12 protein-coding genes are annotated in these 16454 nt (G+C 71.9%); all 12 read left to right on the top strand.

Annotated elements, in window-relative coordinates:
* Positions 1-70: 70 nt before the first annotated feature.
* The 12 genes from DDQ41_RS31380 (at position 71) to DDQ41_RS19405 (ending at position 16395) form a co-directional block, all read left to right on the top strand.
* Positions 71-232, top strand: a complete 162-nt coding sequence (locus DDQ41_RS31380) for a hypothetical protein (protein ID WP_162602704.1) — start codon at positions 71-73, stop codon at positions 230-232.
* Positions 232-1560 carry a carbohydrate kinase family protein gene (locus DDQ41_RS19460; protein ID WP_262508509.1) on the top strand — a complete coding sequence of 443 codons (1329 nt, stop codon included), beginning with the start codon at positions 232-234 and terminating at the stop codon, positions 1558-1560. The genes DDQ41_RS31380 and DDQ41_RS19460 overlap by 1 nt, the downstream gene beginning before the upstream one ends.
* Complete coding sequence (locus DDQ41_RS19455; protein WP_109295622.1) at positions 1557-2192, top strand: hypothetical protein; 636 nt, start codon at positions 1557-1559, stop codon at positions 2190-2192. The genes DDQ41_RS19460 and DDQ41_RS19455 overlap by 4 nt, the downstream gene beginning before the upstream one ends.
* Positions 2189-3112 carry an inositol monophosphatase family protein gene (locus DDQ41_RS19450; RefSeq protein ID WP_262508508.1) on the top strand — a complete coding sequence of 308 codons (924 nt, stop codon included), beginning with the start codon at positions 2189-2191 and terminating at the stop codon, positions 3110-3112. The genes DDQ41_RS19455 and DDQ41_RS19450 overlap by 4 nt, the downstream gene beginning before the upstream one ends.
* 247 nt (positions 3113-3359) lie before the next feature.
* Complete coding sequence (locus DDQ41_RS19445; protein WP_109295621.1) at positions 3360-4292, top strand: helix-turn-helix domain-containing protein; 933 nt, start codon at positions 3360-3362, stop codon at positions 4290-4292.
* On the top strand, positions 4289-4477 hold the full coding sequence (locus DDQ41_RS19440) for a DUF397 domain-containing protein (RefSeq protein ID WP_109295620.1): 189 nt from the start codon (positions 4289-4291) through the stop codon (positions 4475-4477). Before DDQ41_RS19445 ends, DDQ41_RS19440 begins: the two co-directional genes overlap by 4 nt.
* Positions 4478-4515: 38 nt before the next feature.
* Positions 4516-4704 carry a DUF397 domain-containing protein gene (locus tag DDQ41_RS19435; protein ID WP_109295619.1) on the top strand — a complete coding sequence of 63 codons (189 nt, stop codon included), beginning with the start codon at positions 4516-4518 and terminating at the stop codon, positions 4702-4704.
* 301 nt (positions 4705-5005) lie between these two features.
* The gene (locus DDQ41_RS19430) at positions 5006-6172 is read left to right on the top strand and encodes a hypothetical protein (protein ID WP_109295618.1); all 1167 of its coding nucleotides are present in this window, start codon (positions 5006-5008) and stop codon (positions 6170-6172) included.
* 451 nt (positions 6173-6623) lie between these two features.
* The gene (locus tag DDQ41_RS19425; RefSeq protein WP_109295617.1) at positions 6624-8063 is read left to right on the top strand and encodes a DUF2254 domain-containing protein; all 1440 of its coding nucleotides are present in this window, start codon (positions 6624-6626) and stop codon (positions 8061-8063) included.
* 1032 nt (positions 8064-9095) lie between these two features.
* On the top strand, positions 9096-11672 hold the full coding sequence (locus DDQ41_RS19420; RefSeq protein ID WP_109295616.1) for a Pls/PosA family non-ribosomal peptide synthetase: 2577 nt from the start codon (positions 9096-9098) through the stop codon (positions 11670-11672).
* 363 nt (positions 11673-12035) lie between these two features.
* Positions 12036-15365 (top strand): non-ribosomal peptide synthetase, encoded by a 3330-nt coding sequence (locus DDQ41_RS31930; protein ID WP_449451405.1) that lies wholly within the window; start codon positions 12036-12038, stop codon positions 15363-15365.
* Positions 15366-15387: 22 nt separating this feature from the next.
* Positions 15388-16395 carry a TauD/TfdA family dioxygenase gene (locus DDQ41_RS19405; protein WP_109295614.1) on the top strand — a complete coding sequence of 336 codons (1008 nt, stop codon included), beginning with the start codon at positions 15388-15390 and terminating at the stop codon, positions 16393-16395.
* Positions 16396-16454: the final 59 nt, after the last annotated feature.

Raw genomic sequence — 16454 nt, 5'->3', positions numbered from 1 at the left:
GCCCCCTCAAGCGGTGCACTGGTGACACACCGAACCACAACGACCCTGAGCAGCGGGAGTGCGCATGCCCATGACCATTCGTGTTTACGACGTCAACGGCCAGACGGGACAGGTCGTCCACGAGCGTGCCGAGGTGGTCGTCGGGCCCGGGGTCCGGGACAGCCCGCCCATGAACTCCCTCGCCTTCCCGCCCTGCCGGTGCACCCGCTGCCGGCCGAAGGACGAAGCCTGATGAGTGCGCCCCTCACCATCAGCCACACGGGATCGAGCCCGCTTGGCGAGGACGGATACCGGACCGGGCTGGAGTGGAACACCAACAGCCGAGCCCGCGCCCGAGCCGCCGAGGTCATCGCCGGGAACCGGGCCGAGCGGACCGAGGTCGTGCTCGACGCGCACCTGCGCGCCAGCGACGAGCGGCTGCGCTCCCGCCCCGACGAGCAGATGCTCTGGGACTGGGAGTGCACGTACTTCGAGGCCGACCCGGACGACGAGAACGGCGGCGGGACGGTCCTGCTGGGCGTCGCCTGGTACGACCGCGCGTTCTTCGACGACCGTCGGGGCGCCTGGTTCGGCGCCATGCACACCCGGATCTACCAGGAGATCGGCGTCCCGTTCGAGCACGTGACCGTCGAGCACTGGCTCGCCCTCGACGCGGCCGAGTGGAAGCCGGAAGCGCCCGCGGCGCAACCGTGGACCCTCCGACCGCCTCGCCCCTCGCCGGACCTCGATGTCCTCGCCCAGGCCGACCGGCTGCCCGCGGAGCACGAGAAGCCGCCGGGCGGACAGTGCGCCGTGCTGCCGGGAGGCGCCGCGTCGAACACCGCCGTGGGGTTGGTACGGCAGGGCTGCTCCGTACAGCTGGTGTCCGCCGTGGGCGACGACACCGCCGGCGCCGTGTGCCTGGAGACGCTGGACGCGAGCGGCGTCGGCACCTCGCTGGTGCGGGTGCAGGCCGGAGCCCGGACGAGCATGGCCGTCGTCTTCTCGTCCGGCGGCGCGAAGCGGATGCTGACGTTCGCCGGCGCGGACCGCTCACTCGCCTTCGACGCCGTGACGGAACAGGACTTTCGCACAGCGGATCACCTCCATGTCGTCGGCGAACCCACGCCCGCGCTCGGTCGCGTCGTCCGACTCGCGCACCGGGCCGGCCGGAGCGTCTCCGTCGAGTGGAACGGCCGGGACATGAGCCCACTCGCACGGGGAGCGGCGCTCAACTTCATGAACGCGGACGAGGCGGCCCGACTGCCGCACGCCCGCGAAGCACCCTCGGCCGTTCCCTCCGGCGCGGCCGCCGGAACAGCACAGCGCATCGCGCAACTGGTCTCCGGTGATGTGATAGTGACGCTGGGCGCCGACGGCGCCGTGTGGGCCACCGCCGAAGGAGGGCTGATCCATGAACCCACCGTCCCGGTCGTGCCGTTGGACAGAACGGGCGGTGGCGACGCGTTCGACGCCGGTGTCATCGCCGGCTGGCTGGCCGGCGAGCCGCCAGGGGTCTGCATGCGGCGCGGCCTTGACGCGGCCCTCCACGTGATCACGAAACTGGGAGCTCAACCGTGACGAGATGGCTCGGTGTCGCCCTTCTCCCGCGTACGGACCATCTGCGTGCCGCCGTGCGACTGCAGAGGGACCTCGGCGGTGACGTGCCGCTGCGGCCGCCGCTGGACCCGGACGGCAACCTCCCCCGCGTCACGCTCTTCCAGGGGCCCTTCTCGGAGTCGCTCGCTCCGAAGGAGGCGCTCGGGCTGATCGGCGCGGCGGCCGTCGAGATCGGTCTGCGGGGAGAGGCGGCCCTCGCCGGTACGGGCGTGGCCTACCAGCCGACCGGCTGGCTGTTCCTCACCCTGGAACGACCGCGGCCGCTCGTGGAATTGCAGGCGGCCACGCTCGCGGTGCTGGAGCGGCACCTCGACCGGGAATCCTTCGACGGTGACAAGGACGTGTCCCGTTTCACCGCCGCCGAGCGTGCGAGCTGGCGCCGCTACGGATACCGGTACACGGGTGACGCCTGCGCCCCGCATATCACGCTGGGCCGCGCCGAGGAGGAGACCGCCCGGGAGCTTGTGCGCACCGCACCTGACCGGGTGACCGTCGCCAAGGAGTGGGTGTTCGACCGGCTCAGCTTCTACGTCATGGGCGAGCACGGCGCCCATGCGCAGACGCTTCTCGAGGCGCCGCTGGGCCACCCATGACCGGCGCCGGTGACGCGAGCGACGAGAACCACCCGACCGACGCGACCCACGGGGGCCCGGTGAGTCACGCCGGCTCCCGGAACCACGCCGGCCACGCCGGCCACTCCGACCGGATGAGCGGCGTGGGCGACGTGGATGACGTGGGCGGCATGACCGGCGTGACAGGCATGACCGGCCTGCGGGAAGCAGCGGAGGCGTCCGTCGACGAGGCCGTCGCCTGGCTGCGTTCGGCGGGCCGGGAATGGTCGGTCGCCCGCCTCAAGGCCGCCGGCGAGGAGGTCACCGCCGCCGACGCCGAGGTGGAGTCGCGGATGACCAGGGCGCTGGCCGCCCGCACGCCGGGGGTGCCGGTGATCGGTGAGGAGTCGTCGGCACCGGGCGCGCCACTGCCGCCGCGCTGCTGGCTGCTGGACCCGATCGACGGCACGGTGAACTTCGCACGAGGCGCGCCCATGTACGCCGTGTCGCTGGCCTACGTACGGGACGGAGTGCCGCTCGTGGGCGTGGTCGGCGCCCCGGCCCTCGGGCGACGCTGGACGGCGCCCGGCGGCCCGGAGGATGCCCGCCCACTCGCCGGGGACCCGCGCCGCGCGGTCGTGGGCGTCTCCGGAACCGGTGCGGGCCCGGCCCGTGGCAGCGCTACGCGGCGGGTCCTCGACCGCGTCCAGGACGAGGCCTACCGGGTCCGTGCACAGGGCTCGATGGCGCTGGACCTCGTGGGCGTGGCGGAGGGCTGGCTCGACGCCTGCGTGTGCCTCGCGCCCAAGCCCTGGGACGTGGCGGCCGGGGTGGCGCTGTGCCGGGAACGCGGCCGGGATGTGCTCGGCGCGGACGGGCGGGCGTTCGCCTTCGGTTCGCCGGTTCTGGCGGTGGGCGCGCCCGAGGTCGCACGGTGGCTCGCGGGCCTGTGGGAGGGCTGACCGGGGGCGCGGCCGGCGGGCCGGCGGCACGATCGGCGTAGGGGACCCCGGGCCGGCGAACGTCCCGTACGCGGGGTGACGGAGCGTCATATACCGTGTGGCAGGCGCATCGGGGCTCGCATGAGCGGTGCGGGGCGTACGCCGAGCCGGCGTACGCGTTGTTCGATGGACCGTACGTATCCCGTCACGTGACGATGGACCGAGCAGGGGGCGGTTCGGCAGCACGCGCACGGAAGGCGGCCCGCACATGGCCTACGACGACACAGACGCGGACGACATCGCGGACGGGCACGACAACGCCGACGCGGATGGTATCGCGGACGCGGACGGTGCAGCGGGAGCGGCGACCACAACCAGAACCAGCCACGGAAACCAGCCGCAGATCTCGGACAGTCTCCGCACCTTCGGCGCCGTCGTCCAGGCACTACGCGAACACGCGGGCCTGAGCCGCGAGGAGTTCGGCACCCGGGTCGGCTACTCCAAGCACACCGTGGCCTCGGTCGAGCAGGGCCGGCGGATGGCCGACCGCGACTTCGTGGAGCGGGCGGAACCACTGCTCGGCAACACGGGCGCGCTGCGGAAGGCGGCGCCGCACCTGTCGCGTCAGGCGGGGCTGGCGAGCTGGTTCCGGCAGTGGGCGAGGCTGGAGGCGCAGGCCCTGACCCTGTGGACCTACGAGTGCCGTGTGGTGCCCGGCCTGTTGCAGACGGAGGCGTACGCGCGGGCGGTGACCGAGAGCGTGCCGCCGGTCAAGGACGAGCAGCAGGTCGCGAAACAGGTCACGGCCCGGCTGGAACGCCAGCAGCTGCTCGACCGCAGGCCGCCGATCGCGTTCAGCTTCATCGTCGAGCAGTCCCTCTTGGAGCGTGGCACGGGAGGACCGGACGTGATGCGCGAGTTGCTGGACAAGCTGCTGGAGATGTCGGCGCAGTTCAACGTCGAGCTGCAGATCATGCCGCGACACCAGCCCGACCACGCCGGGTTCGACGGACCGTTGATGCTCCTGGAGTCCCCGGACAACAAGTGGTCCGGCTACGCGGAGGGCCAGCGGGGCGGCCTGCTGGTCTCGCACCGGAAGGAGGTCAGCATCATGCTCCAGCGGTATGCGAGACTGCGTTCGCAGGCCCTCACCTCCGATGACTCCAGGAGCCTGCTGAAGCAACTTCGAGGAGCGCTATGAGCAGCATCGACGAACGGACCTGGTTCAAGAGCAGCTACAGCGGTTCCGACGGCGACGCCTGCGTCGAGGTGGCGACGGGCACACGGGCAGTCCACGTCCGGGACTCCAAGGACCAGCGCAGCCCCGAACTCACCCTCTCCCCCACCGCATGGCACGACTTCATCACCCACACGGCACAGAACTGACCGGCAGGAGCCTGCTGAAGCGATTGCGAGGAGCCGCTATGAGCAGCATCGACGAACGGACCTGGTTCAAGAGCAGCTACAGCGGTTCCGACGGCGACGACTGCGTCGAGGTGGCAACGGGCACACGGGCAGTCCACGTCCGGGACTCCAAGGACCAGCGCAGCCCCCAACTCACCCTCTCCCCCACCGCATGGCACGACTTCATCACCCACACAGCACAGAACTGACCCGCACGCCAGGTGCCCCGCTCCGGACCTGTCCGGCGCGGGGCACTGCCGTTCACGTCGCGTGAGGCGTCCGTTTACCCGCGCCGACAGCCTGCTGGAGACGCGTGGAGAAGTACGCGTGCGCCGCACTCATCTCCGCCTCGCGGTCTGCCTTGCAGAGGGGCGCGGTGCAGCCCTCCGGGCGCTCGGGGTGCTCCTTGCTTCCGATACGGGCCTCGCGGGCGTACCCGCACGGATGCGGGCGACGGATGCGGGCGTTCGACGGCCACCCCTCAAGAGGAAAGAAGTACGCCTATCGTATATGTCCGGAAAGAGCCGCTATGCCGCAGAGGTACTGGCAGACTCCCGCCGGTGCGCCGGGGAGATCCGGTCCACCGACGACCACGAGAGGAATCGTGTGAACCCCAGGACCCTGCTCCGCCGGTTCGGGCTGCTGACCGGCATCGGCATCCTCGCCGCCCTGCCGCTCTCCCCCGCCGGCGCCCTCCCCGCACCGTCGGCCGCGGCACCCCGCGCCACCGCGCCCACCCTCGTCACCGGTTCCGAGGGCCGCCAGTCGATCGCCAGGTGCCCGGCGGGCACCACGGTGATGGGCGGCGGCTACCAGGCCACCCGCTTCGCCCGGTCCAACGGCGGCAGCGTCTACGACTACGTGACCGCCAACGGCCCCGTCGCCGCCGACAACTCCTGGCGCGCGGGCGTGCTCAGGGACACCAGCACCGTCCTGGCCTACGCCCTGTGCGCTCCGAACGACCAGGGGTACCGCATCGCCACGGGGAACTCGGCGCACCAGTCGGACGCCACCTGCCCCACCGGCACCCGCGTCGTCGGCGGCGGCTACGGCATCCAGAGCTTCGCCCGGGCCAACGGCGGCACCATCTACGACTACGCCACCGCCAACGGCCCCGTCGCCACCGACAACTCCTGGCGCGCCCGCATGCACCAGGGCAACAGCAGGATCACCGCCACCGCCGTCTGCGCACCCGAGAGCATGGGCCACCGGATCGCCACCGGCCCCTCCGCGGGCCAGTCGGACGCCACCTGCCCCACCGGCACCCGCGTGATCGGCGGCGGCTACGGCATCCAGACCTTCGTGCACGCCCGCGGCGGCACGCTCTACGACTCCCTCACCGCCAACGGCCCCGTCGCCACCGACAACTCCTGGCGCGCCCGCATGCTCCACGACAGCGGCAGGGTCATCGCCCTCGCCGTCTGCGCGCCCGAAGGCCTCGGCTACCGGATCGCCACCGGCCCCTCCGCACGCGACTCCCAGGCCGCCTGCCCCGCCGGCACCCGCGTCGCGGGCGGCGGATACGGCGTGCAGCGGTTCGTCCGCGCCAACGGCGGCGAGATCTACGACTACCCCGTCGTCAACGGCCCCACCCCGGGCGCCACGGCCTGGCGCGCCCACATGCTCCACGACAGCGGCAGGGTCATCGCCCTCGCCGTCTGCGCCCCCACCGGCTGACCCCACCACCCGCCCACGGCCGGCCCGTCACCCGACCCCGCCACCGGCCGGCCCGTCACCCACCGGCCCGGCCGGCCCCACCGCCGCGAGCCCCGGCCCGTACGACGCGCTCCACAGGACGAGCCGTACGGGCCGGGGTCGTCCGGGCGGTCGAGGGCCGGCATCGCGCCGCGGCCGGGCGGCGACGAGCGATACGCCCGGACCACAGAACCGGACCACAGAACCCGGACCACAGAACCGGATCACAGAAGATGTGCCTTCCGCGGTGTTCGGTAGCCTGATCTCGTGCTGACACGGAAGCGGTCCCCCCGTCTCCACGCCTCCGGGAACACATCGGCCGCCGCTGGCTCCCCGGCCCCCTCGCGGGCCGGTCCACCGGTCACCACCGCGGCCGACACGGCCACCACCACGGCCGATGGCGCCAGCGCCGCGGCCCCCGGGTCCCGCACCGATGCGTGACACGCTCCGGGTCCAGCTGTGGCCGCTGCCGACGCTGGGCATCGCACTCGCCGTCGTCGCCGGCGTGGGGCTGCCCCTGCTGGACGAGCGGTTCCAGAGCGACATGCCGTCGTGGCTCAGGACCTACCTTTACAGCGGCACCTCGGACGCCGCGCGCTCGGTGCTGGAGGCGATCGCCGGCTCGCTGGTCACGGTCACGGCGCTGACCTTCTCGCTGACCGTGCTGACGCTGCAACTGGCGAGCAGCCAGTTCTCCCCGCGGCTGCTGCGCACCTTCACCGCCGACCGGTACGTCCAGACGACCCTGGCGCTGTTCCTCGCGACGTTCACGTTCGCCCTGACCGTGCTGCGCAGCGTGCGCACCGGCGAGGACGGGCGGACCGGGTTCGTCCCCCAGGTGTCGGTCACCGCGGCGCTGGTGCTCACCCTCGCGAGCCTGCTCGCCCTGGTGCTGTTCCTGTCCCACCTGGCACGCGAGATCCGGGTCGAGACGATGATGAACAGCGTCCACTCCGATGCCGACCGCACCCTTGAGCGGCTCCTCCCGGAGAAGCAGGACGGGCTCCGCTCGGAGAAGCGGGACGGGCTCCGCCCGGAGAAGCGGGACGGGCTCCGCCCGGAGAAGCGGGAGGCCTCCTCCGGCGATTCCGCCACCGGGAGCCCGCCCGCCCCGCCACCGCCGGCCGCAGTACCGGAACCGCCCGCCAACGCGCTCACCCTGACCGCCGGCACCTCCGGCTTCCTCACCCATGTGGACGAGGCGGCCCTGCTGAACACGGCCATCGAGACCGACTCCGTGGTGCTCATCGACCGCCGCCCCGGAAGCTCGCTGATCGCCGGGACACCCGTCGGAGCCGCCTGGCCGCGCTCCGGAGAACCGTTCTCCCAGGAAACCCGTACGCGCCTGGCCGCAGAGGTCCCCGAGGCCGTGCGGACCGGTACCGAACGCACCGACCTCCAGGACGTCGCCTTCGGGCTCCGGCAGCTCACCGACATCGCCGCCAAGGCCCTCTCCCCCGGCATCAACGACCCGACCACCGCCGTGCACGCCCTGTCCCACTCCTCCGCCCTGCTGTGCGAGATGGTGCGCCGCGACCTCGGCCCCCGGCTGCTGTTCGACGACCACCAGCGGGTCAGGGTGGTGCTGCGGCGCCCCGGACTGAGCGACCTGCTGGGACTGGCGGTGGACCAGCCCCTGCGTTACGGAGCCGGGGAGCCCGCCGTGCTGGCCCGTATCGCGGCGCTGCTGCGGGAGATCGCCTGGTGCGGCGCCGCCGGGCAGCACCCGCCGATCACCGCCGCACTCGCCCGGCTGCGCTCCGCCGTCGACACCGGGGACCTGGACGCGACAGAGCGCCGACGGCTCACCCGGCTGACCGAGTCCGTCGACGAGGCCCTGGCCGGGCGGTGGGCACCGGGCCGAGGGGACTGACCGGCCGCAGGCCGGCCCGGTGCGGCGAACGGCTGCCGCCTCCCCGCTCCGGCCGGGCCCGGGAGCCGCCGCAGAGCCCCGGGCAAGCCCGTCACGCAGCGTGCGGACACCGTCACCGGGATCCGTGATGCTCCCGCGGGCCTGCCCGCGGGCGTGCCCGGTCCGCTCGGACACACCCATCCGGGCCGCGACTCCCGCGCGCCCGCCCGCGGGCGTGCCGCCGAGGATCCTGCCGATCTCTGCCCATGCGCGGACGCTCCCGCCCGCCCACGGGCGCGCCCCGGGTCGCGTCGCCGGGTCGTGGCGCCGGGTCGTGGCGCCGGCGACGACGTGCGGCTCGAACACTCCCGCGCGCGGGCGCGTCTGCTCCGGCAGCGTCGCCGGCATGTGGACCGAGAATGCTCCCGCGCACCCGCGGGCACGCCCCTCCCCGGCCGCGCCATCCCGGGGAACAGCGGCGCTCGGACCTCCCCGTCCGGCGCCTCTCACCGCCCCCGGGACGCCCCGTCCGGCCGCCCTTCCGGCCACCCGTTCGCCTCGCCCGTTCGCCTCGCCCGTTCGCCTCGCCCGTTCGCGTCGCTTACGCCTTCACCCGTCCGGCCGAATTCTCCCCGGAGCTTCGAGAATATTTGATTGAAGGATTTCCCATCCGTTCGGGGTGCCGGCGCCGAATAGCAGACGGGTGCGGTTCAAGCGCCTCCGAGGCGGCTGTGACCAGCGGTCGGCAGGGGGGACACCGCCTCGTGCCGACGATGACAAGAGCTTTGATGCGGTGACCGGACCGCCGGTCACCGGCGGTTCCGTGGCCGGGAGTCATCAGCCCCACCGCCGCGCCGGGAGCAGTCCGTCGGGAGCGGGTCCGAGTGGCAACCCCGGGATGCACGGCGGAGACTGTGATCGTGATTGTGACCGGAGAAGAGTTCACGACCGCGTGACTTCCGGATTGCTCGCTCCGGTCATCCACCGGAGCGTGAGGACAACGAGTGCCGGGCGCAGGGACGATGGCGACCGGCATTTCCTCGAGGAGCTCGCATGGTGGAAAAGTCTGTCGAGGTCCTGACGCCCGAGCCGGATGACTCGGCGCTCACACAGCGCCGGGTCAACGGCACGGCGGCGGGAACGGGAACGACAGGTGCCGAGAGGGACTTCACCGAACTGCTGGCCGGCCTGGTGAAGGCCGAGCAGATATCGGTCGACAGCCACTTCTTCGAGGACCTGTGTGCCAACTCGCTGGTCATGGCACAGTTCTGCGCCCGGGTCAGGAAGTGCGACGGCCTCCCCCCGGTGTCGATGAAGGACATCTACCAGTACCCGACGATCCGCAGCCTGGTGACCGCGCTCGTGGACGAGGCGCCCGCGTCCGAATCGGCGCGGACGTCCGAGCCCGCCGAGACCGTCACGCCCGTGAGCAAAAGGGCCCATCTGCTGTGCGGCACGGCACAGACTTTGATTTTCCTCGCCTACTGCTTCGCCGTGGGGACCGTCACCATCCGCGGATACGAGTGGGTTTCCCGAGGCTCCGGCCTGCTGCACCTGTATCTGCGGTCCATGGTCTTCGGAAGCGCGGCGATACTGGCACTCTGCCTCTTTCCCATCGCCGCCAAATGGATTCTCGTCGGCCGTTGGAAGCCGCAGGATTTCCCCGTCTGGGGCCTGGCCTATCTGCGGTTCTGGACCGTCAAGGCACTGGTCAACGCGAACCCGATGCGATTCTACGTCGGGAATCCACTGTATGTGCTCTATCTGCGCGCCCTCGGCGCCCGTATCGGAAAGAACGTCACCATTCTCTCCCAGAGCGTTCCGGTGTGCACCGACCTCGTGACGATCGGCGCCGGCACGGTCGTCCGCAAGGATTCCCACTTCGCCGGCTACCGCGCCCACGCCGGACGTATCCAGACGGGCCGGGTCACGATCGGGCGGGACGCGTTCGTCGGTGAGAAGACGGTGCTGGACATCGACACGGCGATCGGCGACCGCAGCCAACTGGGCCACGCGTCCGCCCTTCAGAGCGGTGACGCGGTCCCGGACGGGGAGCGCTGGCACGGGTCCCCCGCCGAACGCACCGACGTCGACTACGTGCGGGTCCCGGCGGCGAGCTGCGGCAGCCTGCGGCGGACGCTGTTCGGGCTCGGCAGTGTGCTCCAGCTGTTCGCGTTCTCGGTCCCGCTCATGGTCGGCGGCGCGTACATCGTGGTCACGGAGATCCCGGTGCTGAGCCGGCTGCTCGCCCCCGGCGCGCAGCTCACGTCCGCGGGCCTCTACGTCGACGCCCTGATCCTGTCCGTCGTCCTCTTCTTCGGCTCCATCGTCCTCGGTCTGGCCTGGCTGTTCACCGTGCCGCGGCTGCTCAGTCTGGCGATCAGGCCGGACCGGGTCTATCCGCTGTACGGCCTCCAGTACTCGCTGCACCGGATGATCGCGCGGATGACCAACGTCAGGTTCTTCGGCTGGCTCTTCGGAGACAGCTCGTACATCGTCCACTACCTGCGCTTCCTGGGCTACGACCTGTCCAAGGTGGAGCAGACCGGGTCCAACTTCGGCACCCATGTGAAGCACGAGTCCCCGTACCTCACCACCGTCGGCAGCGGCACGATGGTCGCCGACGGGCTCTCCGTCATGAACGCGGAGTTCTCGGGGACCTCGTTCCGCGTCTGCCGGACCGTCATCGGCCCGCGCAGCTTCCTCGGCAACGGGATCGGCTACCCGGCGGGCGGCAGGACCGGAGAGAACACCCTGCTCGCGACCAAGGTGATGATCCCGCTCGACGGTGAGGTCCGAGAGGGCACCGGACTGCTGGGCGCGCCGTGCTTCGAGGTTCCGCGGACCGTCGAACGCGACACCCGCTTCGACCATCTGCGGACCGGCGAGGAGTTCCGCCGCAACCTGGCCGCCAAGAACCGCTACAACCTCCGCACCATGGCCTTCTGGCTGTTCCTGCGCTGGGTGCACGCGTTCGTGCTGATGGTCTGCGCACTGGCGACCCTCGATGTGTTCGGTGTCTTCGGCCCCCTCGTGATCGCTCTGTATCTCGCGACCGCCCTCGCGTTCACGGGGTGCTTCTTCACCCTGTCGGAACGCCTCATCACCCGCTTCCGCCCGCTGGAGCCCAAGATCTGCTCCATCTACGACCCCTACTTCTGGTGGCACGAGCGCCTCTGGAAGGTGCCCGAGCAGTACCTCAAGATCTTCAGCGGCACGCCCTACAAGACGCTGCTGTGGCGGATGCTGGGCGTGCGCGTCGGCAAGCGGGTCTTCGACGACGGCGCGGGGCTCACCGAGCGGACGCTGACCACGATCGGCGACTTCTGCACGCTCAACCAGGGGAGCACGATCCAGTGCCACTCCCAGGAGGACGGCACGTTCAAGTCCGATCACATCGTCCTCGGTACCGGATGCACCGTCGGCGTCAACGCCCTCGTCCACTACGGCGTGACGATGGGCGACCATGCGCAGCTCGCCGCCGACGCCTTCCTGATGAAGGGCGAGGAGGTGCCCGCCCACGCGCGCTGGGTCGGGAACCCGGCCGCCGAGGCACGCGGGAACGCCTACCAGCCCGCCGCGCTGAACGGCAGTCCGCAGCACGGGCGACCGGCGCCCGGGCGAGGCTGAGGGAGCTTACCGATGGAGACGCAGACGGAGCAGACGGCGCAGGCGGCGCCGAAGGAACGGACAGCGCCGACGGAACGGACGGAACGGGCAGCGCAGACGGCGCAGACGGCACCGGCACCGGCACCGGCACCGGCACCTCAGGCGGACCCGGGCCGGGAGTTCTGGGGTGGGGTGCTGGCGGCGGGTGGGTTCACCGCGGTGCCGCGGTGGGTGGCGGATGTTCCCGCGTCGGGTGGTGGTGGTTCCGGGGTGTGCGAGGTGGCGGTCCCTGACGGGTTGGTGCGGGGGTTGGGGCGGGTGGCCGGGGAGTTGGGTGTGCCGCTGTCGTCGCTGTTCCTGGCGGCCCATGTGCGGGTGCTGGGGGTGTTGTCGGGCGAGGACGAGGTGGTGACGGGTTGGGTTCCGGTCGGGGGTGGGCGGGCGCTGCCGTGCCGGGTGGCGGTGGGTGGTGCCGGTACGTGGCGGGATGTGGTGGCGGAGGCGGATCGGATGGCTTCGGGGGTGCTGCAGCATCGGGGGTTCCCGGTGGGCGAGCTGGCGCGGGAGTTGGGGGTCGCGGGGCCGTTGTTCGAGGTGGAGTTCGATGCTTTTGGTGGGGACGGGCGTGGGGACGGGCGTGGGGATGAGGGCGGCTGCCGGGGCGACGCCGGTGCGGATGGTGGTGTGGTGTCGCGGTTTTCGGTGCTGGGTGGGGGCGCCGGTGGGGTGAACGGTGACGGGGTGGTGTTGGGGTTGCGTTATCGGGTGGATGTGTTGGACGGGGAGGCTGCGGGGCGGTTCGTGGGATACCACCTGGCGGCGTTGGGGGAGATGGCGGCGGGTGTGGATGGGGGTTTGGGCTCGGTGGTGTCGGAGGGGGAGGTGGCCTTCCAGGTGGAGGGGTTGGCGGGTCGGCGGCGGGAGTTGCCGGGGCTGCGGGCGCACGAGTTGTTCGAGGAGCGGGTGCGGGCGCATCCCGATGCGGTGGCGGTGGTGGAGGGGGATCGGGTGTGGACGTACGGGGAGTTGAACGGGCGGGCGAACCGGTTGGCGCGCGCACTGCGGGTGCGTGGGGTGGAGGGGGAGAGCGTGGTGGGGGTGGTGCTGGGGCGCAATGCGCACTGGTTGGCGTCGGTGCTGGCGGTGTTCAAGGCGGGTGGGGTGTATCTGCCGATCGAGCCGGGTTTCCCGGCGGGGCGGATCGCTGCGGTGCTGTCGCGGGCGGGGTGCCGGGTGGTGCTGAGTGAGGCGGGGAGTACGGGTTCGCTGGATCAGGCGCTTGCTGCCGACGGTGGGGCCGGGGCTGGGACTGCTGGGGCCGGGACTGGGACTGGTGGGGCTGGGACTGGGGCTGGGGTCGGTGGAGTGGCGCGGGTGTTGGTGGAGGAGGCGTATGCGGAGGGGCATGGTTCTGGTGATCTGAATGTCCCGGTGGGAGCAGGGCAGTTGGCGTACATCTACTTCACGTCGGGTTCCACGGGGGAGCCGAAGGGCGCGATGTGTGAGCATGCGGGGCTGGTGAATCACCTGCTGGCGAAGATCGATGATCTGGGGATCGTCGAGGGCGGTGCGGTGGCGCAGGTCGCGCCCCAGTGTTTCGACATTTCGTTGTGGCAGTTGCTGGCAGGTCTGCTGGTGGGTGGGCGGACGGTGCTGGTGGAGCAGGACGCGGTGCTGGATGTGTCGCGGTTCATGGACACGGTGGTCGGTGCCGGGGTGGATGTGGTGCAGGTGGTGCCGTCGTATCTGGAGGCGGTGGTCAGTGCGCTGGAGCGGACGCCGCGGAGTTTGGGTGGGGTGCGCTGTGTGTCGGTGACCGGTGAGGCGCTGAAGCGGGATCTGGTGGAGCGGTGGTTCGCGGTGCAGCCGGGGATTCCCCTGGTGAACGCCTACGGGCTGACGGAGACCTGTGACGACACCAACCACGAGGTGATCACGGGGGTGGTGGATCGGGTGCTGGTGGGGCGGCCGGTGGCGAATGTGCGTGTGTATGTGGTGGACGAGGGGTTGCGGCCGGTGCCGTTGGGCGCGCCGGGGGAGATCGTGTTCTCGGGGGTGTGTGTGGGGCGGGGTTATGTGAACGACCCGGAGCGGACGGCGGCGGTGTTCGTGCCGGATCCGTTGCGGCCGGGTGAGCGGTTGTATCGCAGTGGGGATCGTGGGCGCTGGGATGTGTCGGGGCGGTTGGAGTTCCTGGGGCGGCGGGATGCGCAGGTGAAGATCCGGGGGTTCCGGATCGAGATCGGTGAGGTGGAGAACGCACTACTGGGTGTGGCGGGGGTGCGTGACGGTGCGGTGGTGCCGGTCGCTGGTCCGGCGGGCAAGCGGCTGGTGGCGTTCTACACCGCACGGGAGGAACTGGGCGGCGGGGTGCTGGCGGCGGGGCTGGGGCGGGTGCTGCCGTCGTACATGGTGCCCTCGGTGTTCCACTGGCGGCCGGAGCTGCCGCTGACCGCGAACGGCAAGGTCGACAAGAAGGCGCTGACCGCGCTGGCCGGCACGCTGGAGGCCACCGCCCCGGCCGGCGGCGGTGGGCGCCAGGCGCCGGCGACCGCGGCCGAGCAGCGGCTGGCAGCGGCCTGGGCCGCCGTGCTCGGCGTCCCGCCGGAGCAGATCGGCCGCAACGACCACTTCTTCGACCGCGGCGGCACCTCACTGTCCGCGGTCAAACTCGCCATCGCCCTCGACCGCGCCATCACCCTCAAGGACGTCACCCGCCACCCCGTCCTCACCGACCTCGCCACCCTCCTCAACCCCAACCCCAACACCGAGACCGAGACCGAGACCGAGACCGGCACCGGCACCGGCACCGGCACCGGCCGGCAACCCGCCCGGAATGCCCAGGACACCCCGGACACCCCGGATACCCAGGACACCCAGGACACCCCGGGCACCCCGGGCGCCCGGCCCGCGGCGCAGGGCACCCGCCGCACCGCCGCGGGCGGCCTGCTGGAGCGACTGTCGGAGTCCGCGGACGCGCGGGCCGGCGCGCTGGTGTGCTTCCCGTACGCGGGCGGCAACGCGGTGAACTTCCACCCGCTGGCCCGGGCCCTGGGCGGCCGCGGACCCGCCGTGTACGCGGTCGAGCTGCCGGGCCACGACGTGGCGGCAGCCCGCGAGCCCTTCGCCCCGCTGGAGCAGGTGGTCGAGCGGGTCGTCGACGAGATCACCGGGCTCGGCCTGTCCCGGGTGCTGCTGTGGGGCCACTCCTCCGGGACCGCTCCGGCCGTCGAGACGGCGCGCAGGCTCGAGCAGCGAGGTGTCGGGGTGGCGAGGGTGTTCCTCGCCGCGCAGCTGCTCGGCGAGGCGGCGGAGCGGCTCGGTTCCGCCGAGCGGCTCGAGCGCGGAAGCGACGCCGAGATCGCCGCCGGGCTGAGTACCGACCTCGGCCTCACCGCGCTCGGCGAACTGGACGCCCAGCGCGCCGAGTACGTCGGCGCCGCCTACCGCCACGACTGCGCGGCCGCGCACCGCTATTTCGCCGGCCTCCTGGAGACCCCGCCCGACGTGAAGCTGTCCGCGCCGGTCACCGTCGTCGTGGCCGCCGACGACCCCGTCACCGCACCCCCCGAACGGCGCCTCGACTGGCGGCTGCTGGCCGACCGCGTCGACGTGCACGAGCTGCCCGACGGCGGCCACTGGTTCCTTCGCACCCGTCCGGCCGAGGCGGCACGCACCGTACTCCGCGCCACCGTCCTGCCGGCTCCCTCCTGAGCTTCGACCGAAAGGAAAAGAGATGTCCTCCTCATCCCAGGCGTCACTGCTCGACGTGGAGTCGCAGCCGGGCAGGCCCCCGGTCCTGCACGTCGAGTCTCCCGGGGACGCGGCGAGCTGGGCGGCCGGGCAGCGGGAGGCGCTGCGCTCCCTCGTCGCCGAGCGCGGCGCGGTGCTGGTGCGCGGTCTGGGACTGCGGGAGGCGGACCAGGTCGGCGCGGTGTTCCAGCAGCTGGCGGGCGGTCCGTTGATGGGCGAGCGGGAGGCCTTCGCCGTTCGTGAGGCGTATCGGGACGGGGTGTACTCGTCCACCGCGTGGCCGCCGAACCAGCCGATGTGCATGCACCATGAACTCAGCTACGCGCTGACGTTCCCCGGGATGATGATGTTCGCGTGCCTGACCGCTCCCGCCTCGGGCGGGGTGACGGGCGTCTCGGACGCCTCGGCCGTGCTGGAGGCGCTGCCCGCGGCGATGGTGGAGCGCTTCGAGCGGGAGGGCTGGCTCCTCACCCGCAGCTACAACGACGAGATCGGCGCCTCCTGGGCCGAGGCCTTCGGTACCGGCGACCGCGGCGCCGTCGAGGAGTACTGCCGCGCCAACGCCATCGACTTCGCCTGGCAGAGCGACGGCGCACTGCGCACCCGCCAGCGCCGCAGCGCGGTCGTGCGCCACCCGGCGACCGGGGTGCGCTGCTGGTTCAACCAGATCGCCTTCCTCAACGAGTGGACCCTGGCCCCCGAGGTCCGCGAGTACCTCGTCGACGTCTACGGCGAGGACGGCCTGCCGTTCAACACCCGCTACGGCAACGGCGACCCCGTCGGCGAGGACGTCGTGGCGACCCTCAACGAGGTCTACGAGGCCCACACGGCCCGCGAACCCTGGCAGCCCGGCGACCTGATGCTCGTCGACAACATCCGCACCGCCCACAGCCGCGAACCCTACGACGGCCCCCGCGAGATCCTCGTCGGGCTGGCCGATCCGGTGCCGCTGTCCGGCTGCTCGCCGACCGTCGAGGTGAGAGCCCTGTGAACGCCATCCGATCCAGCGGGACGGAGTCCGCCATGGAATCCGGCACGGAATCCGCCATG

It is taken from the genome of Streptomyces spongiicola (assembly GCF_003122365.1).
Classification (GTDB): Bacteria; Actinomycetota; Actinomycetes; order Streptomycetales; family Streptomycetaceae; genus Streptomyces; species Streptomyces spongiicola.
The sequence above is the reverse complement of the archived record's forward strand: the minus strand, read 5'-3'. Positions and strand labels throughout refer to the sequence as shown.